Here is a 3,571-nt window from a genome sequence, read left to right as displayed (position 1 = left end):
CATCACCTTCCACGTCGATCCCCCTGACGCGGTCGTCGCCGACCAGTTCGGCGATCTCGGCAAGGCGAGCCTCCCCGTGCGGCTGCGATCGTCAGAGACCTACGGCAGCGGCAACGTGCGCCTCACGTTCCGAGCAGACGGGTACCGCACCCTCACCAAGTCGGTGAGCGTCGACTACTTCACAACCAGCACCACCTATCCGGACGAGGGCGCGGTCTCGCTCGCTCCCGCAACGCCGCTTGCGTTCGTGCGCGTGCATCGGTGGAGCCTCGCCACCGCCGCCGTCGTGCTGATCACCGCAGGCACCGCCCTGGTAACCGCGAGACGGCGCCTCCGCGAGGCCAGAGACCTCGAAGCGAGAGTGCTCACGCCCGCCCGCGCCGACAGCAATGAGGCGCGACGCGGCACCATCGGCCCGTACATCATCGTCGACCGCCTGGGCGCGGGCGCCATGGCCACGGTCTATCGCGCGGTGCCCTCGACGAAGCCGGACGACCCTCCCGTGGCCCTCAAGGTCGTGAACGAGGTGATGCGCTCGACCCCGGACTTCGTGGGGCGGTTCAAGCGCGAGGTCGACCTCTATCGCCGGCTTTCGCACCCCAACATCGTGCGCCTCATCGACTGGGGTGAGCAGGAGGGCCTCGTCTACGTCGCCCTCGAGGTCATGGAGGGCGGCACCCTGCGCGAGAAGATGTCCGCGAGCGGCGTGTTGCCCGCGGTGGCCATCCAGCTGCTGAGCCCCCTGTACCGCGCGGTGCACTACGCCCACACCCAGGGCGTGGTGCACCGCGACCTCAAGCCGGAGAACATCATGCTCACGCGGGCCGGCGTCGTGAAGGTCACCGACTTCGGGCTGGGCCGCGCCCCCGACTCGGGCCAGCTGACCCGCTCTGATGTGATGCTGGGAACCCCGTCGTACATGTCGCCGGAGCAGGTGGTGGCAGCGCAGGTCGACCCGTCGATGGACCAGTACGCCCTGGGGGTCATCACCTTCGAGATGATCTGCGGGCAGCTGCCGTTCCGCAGCGCAGACGCGCTGCAGATGGCCATGAAGCACGTCCAGGAAGACCCGCCCACACCTTCGGAGGTAAGGCGCGACGTGCCCCCCGCCGTCGACAAGGCCATTCTGACCATGCTCGCCAAGTCAGCCCACGATCGATATCCGTCGGTGGAGCAGGCTGAGCGCGCGCTCTCACGAGCCCTGCGCGCCTGGATGGGACACAGAGCCTGATGCGCCGCGAACGACCGCTCCCCCCGGAACCGTTCGACGCCGTCGTGCGACGCATGGTGGAGGAGCTGGGCGCCGAGCGCGCCCTGGTGGTCTATGGCGGCGATGTGACGGCGCCCACGCCCCGTGCCGCGCACGGCTTCGATCACAACGCCGTATGGACCACCGCCCCGCTCAGCCTCACCATCCTGCGCAAGGTGCTGGCCAGCGGCGAGCCGCTTCACAGCATCGACGCGCTCGAGGGACAGGGATTCGAGGACTCGGCCAGCCTGCTCATCACAGGCGTGCGGGCGGTCATCTGCGCGCCCCTGTGGCACAACGACGAGGTACGGGGGCTGCTGTACGCCGATCGCCTCGTGCGCGGCCGCCCCTTCAGCCGTGGCGACAACACCGTGATCATGCGCATGGCGCGAGATCTCGAGCTCACCATCCGGCAGCACGCCTCCCCCGGCGCCGACGGCGGCGATGAGAGCGTCGTCGCGCCCGCGGAGCCCCCCACACCACGCTCTCGCATCGACGTTGCCCGACCCACGCCGCGAAAGGCGTCTGCTCCCGAACCGCCCGCCCTCACACTGCCGCGGCGCTCGCGCATCGTGTTCCTGCAGAGCTTCGCCACCCTGCTGGGCGTGGGCGTGAGCCTGTCACGCAGCCTGGCCCTGCTCGGAGAGGACGGAGACGATCACCGGACCAAGGCCGTGGCCTATCGCATCCTCGAGGGAGTGGAGCGAGGACAGTCGCTGTCGCGCGCCATCAGCGCGTGCGGCTCTGCGTTCACCCCCTTGCAGCTCAAGCTGCTCGAGGTCGCCGACCGGACAGGCACCACCGATGTGGTGCTGCGACGACTGGCCATGCACGACGAACGAAGCCTCGCCCTCATGCTGCGAGTGCGTTCGGTGCTCACCTATCCCATCGCGCTCTGCCTGATCTGCGGGGTGCTGCTCCTGCTGATCCCTCCGCTGCTGCTGAAAGGCCAGCTCGAGGCGATGCAGTCGGCCGGCATGACGCCTCCCGCAATCACGCAGGCCCTGCTCAGCGTGTCACGCTTCATGTCGAGCCTGCCCGGGCTTCTTGTCGTAGCGGCCGTCAGCGCGGGGGGGATTCCCCTCGCCCTGCGCGTGTCAGGCAACGCACGGGCGAAGCGCTGGCTGCGACGAAGAGCCTCTGCGGTTCCGCGCCTGGGCCGTCTGCTCGTGGAGCTCGGCACGGCGCGCTTTGCATCTGCCCTCGAGATGCAGCTCGACGCCGGCGTGTCGGTTCTTGACGCCGTCTCCGCGTCAGCGGAAGCCGCCGGCGATCCCCTGCTGCTCGACGGCGCCAAGAACGCCCTCGAAGGGCTGCGCGCGGGGCTCGACATGACCCAGAGCCTCGAGCGCGTCGCCTACTTCCCCTCAGGATTTGTCAGCCTGCTCTCGGCGGGGGAGGAGTCGGGGGAGCTGCCGCGCCTGCTGGGCTGGATCGCAACCCACTACGAACGCGAGGTTGACGGCTCGCTCGAGATGGCGGCCGCGGCACTCGAGCCCCTGGTGCTCATGGTGCTGGGCGTGGCCGCCGCCGGCGTGTGCCTGGCCACCATGCTGCCCCTTGTGAAGATGGTGGAGCAGCTATGAGACGAAGGGGCGTGACGCTCACCGAGGTCGTGCTCGCCTTCTTCCTGCTGCTGCTGGTGGTGGTGCTGGTGCTGCAGCTCTATCCCATGGCCATGTCGTCGATTCGCGTCTCTGGACAGCGCGCGCAGGCATTCGCCCTGGCCGATTCGATCATGAGCGATTACCTGAAGGAGCCTTTCAGTGCGCTTTCAGTGGCCCCACCGAAGACACTCGACAGGGTGAGCGGTCGGGGAACCACCTTCGAGCCCACGGTGGAGGTGTTCGCGGTGTCTGAGCCCGGGGTCGACACCGCAACCCTGCGGGGGCTTCGTGTGCGCGTGTCATGGACAGACAGCAACGTGCACCGAGAGATCGTGCGCGAGCAGTGGAAGTCAAATGTCGAACGCTAGAAGACCGGCCGCAACCCCCTCTTCAGCGGTCGCGGAGTGCCCGCGACCCCACGGGATGCTGGATCGGACAAGCTTCCAGCGCCTGCATATTGAACGGCGCGACCTGTTCGGCCGCGCCTCCAGACGAGGCGTCACCCTCCTCGAGGTGGTTCTTGCAACAGCGCTGCTGGGTCTTCTGGCCACACTCATCGTGCAGGTGCTGGTTCCCATGGGCAAGGGCAGCGCGCGCGCCACCCAGCAGGTCGAGCTGCAGCAGACGGCCACGCTGGCCATCGAGCAGATCGCCCGCGACCTCACATCGAGCATTCCCGCCGCCGTGTCGGTCGCGGCGCCTGGCGGCCCCCCCC

4 protein-coding genes are annotated in these 3,571 nt (G+C 68.6%); all 4 read left to right on the top strand.

Translation table 11 applies throughout. The features are described 5' to 3' along the window. The first annotated feature begins 1 nt into the window (after nucleotide 1). The gene (locus tag EB084_21795; protein NDD30899.1) at nucleotides 2-1,231 is read left to right on the top strand and encodes a serine/threonine protein kinase; all 1,230 of its coding nucleotides are present in this window, start codon (nucleotides 2-4) and stop codon (nucleotides 1,229-1,231) included. Continuing rightward, a complete protein-coding gene (locus tag EB084_21790) occupies nucleotides 1,231-2,835 on the top strand; it encodes a GAF domain-containing protein (GenBank protein ID NDD30898.1) in 1,605 nt (534 codons plus the stop codon). The genes EB084_21795 and EB084_21790 overlap by 1 nt, the downstream gene beginning before the upstream one ends. Nucleotides 2,836-2,846: 11 nt before the next feature. Beyond that, nucleotides 2,847-3,224 (top strand): hypothetical protein, encoded by a 378-nt coding sequence (locus EB084_21785; GenBank protein ID NDD30897.1) that lies wholly within the window; start codon nucleotides 2,847-2,849, stop codon nucleotides 3,222-3,224. A gap of 55 nt (nucleotides 3,225-3,279) precedes the next feature. Further along, nucleotides 3,280-3,571: prepilin-type N-terminal cleavage/methylation domain-containing protein (locus EB084_21780; GenBank protein NDD30896.1), on the top strand; the 292-nt coding region annotated here is incomplete at its 3' end.

The organism is Pseudomonadota bacterium, from assembly GCA_010028905.1.
GTDB lineage: Bacteria > Vulcanimicrobiota > Xenobia > RGZZ01 > RGZZ01 > RGZZ01.
This window is presented reverse-complemented; position numbering and strand designations above follow the sequence as displayed.

What these genes read in the sequence shown, in the direction of transcription:
- EB084_21790 (NDD30898.1), top strand. Translation starts at nt 1,231, where the DNA reads ATGCGCCGCGAACGACCGCTCCCCCCGGAACCGTTCGACGCCGTCGTG.